Source organism: Bartonella sp. AD328YNZD (assembly GCF_042196425.1).
On sequence record NZ_JBHIQG010000742.1, the window covers coordinates 1 to 695 of the forward strand.

Here is a 695-nt window from a genome sequence, read left to right on the forward strand (position 1 = left end):
TCGGTACCTTTGAAGGCTCTTCCAACGACAGTTAATCATGGTGATAACTTTTTCTTGGTTACCAAGCGTTCTCATTCACCTATTTCGTTTGAACCGCAGTTCATGGCTGGTTATTCCCTTCAAGAAGGGTCTAGAGTGACAGTGACCATTGGAGGTAAGGATTTTGATTTTTTCACTAAAGATTCCTCAGCTTGGTTGGCGTCATCAGAGCTAGAAAAGCAGCTTGTTTCTGCTATGCGTGCTGGAAGCAATATGACAGTGAAAGCGATATCAAAACGAGGAACGCATACCACTTATACTTATTCCTTAAAAGGGGTCACTGCTGCATTAAATGCAACTCAAAAGTGCCATTAAGGTTTCGATAACTTCTAAAATAGTGATGTGAATTAGAAAGCAATGGCCATTTCCTATGACCTTAGACCAGTTGGTTCATGTTTTGCACGAAAAACAGATAATGTGGTCGTGAAGGAGAGTTCTAAGCTCTCTTTAATTGGTTTGTCGCAAGACGAAATGATGCAAGCTTTAAAGACAGTTGGTGTACCAGAGCATCAAACGCGTATGCGTGTGCGTCAGCTTTGGCATTGGCTTTATGTACGTGGTGTTTCAAATTTTGATGAGATGCTGAATATTTCTAAAGCAATGCAAGAAACACTTAAGTGTCATTTTTCCATTGCGCGCCCAGAAATTGTTGGAGA

Annotated in this window: 1 protein-coding gene and 1 pseudogene; both read left to right on the top strand. The window is 40.9% G+C overall.

Features of this window, described 5'->3' with window-relative positions; translation table 11 throughout:
- Positions 1-354 (top strand): invasion associated locus B family protein (locus ACFIO3_RS14780; protein WP_375704748.1); only part of this gene is annotated, 354 nt, incomplete at its 5' end.
- A 42-nt stretch (positions 355-396) separates the two neighbouring features.
- Positions 397-695 (top strand): annotated as a pseudogene (locus ACFIO3_RS14785) (23S rRNA (adenine(2503)-C(2))-methyltransferase RlmN); the annotation flags it as partial.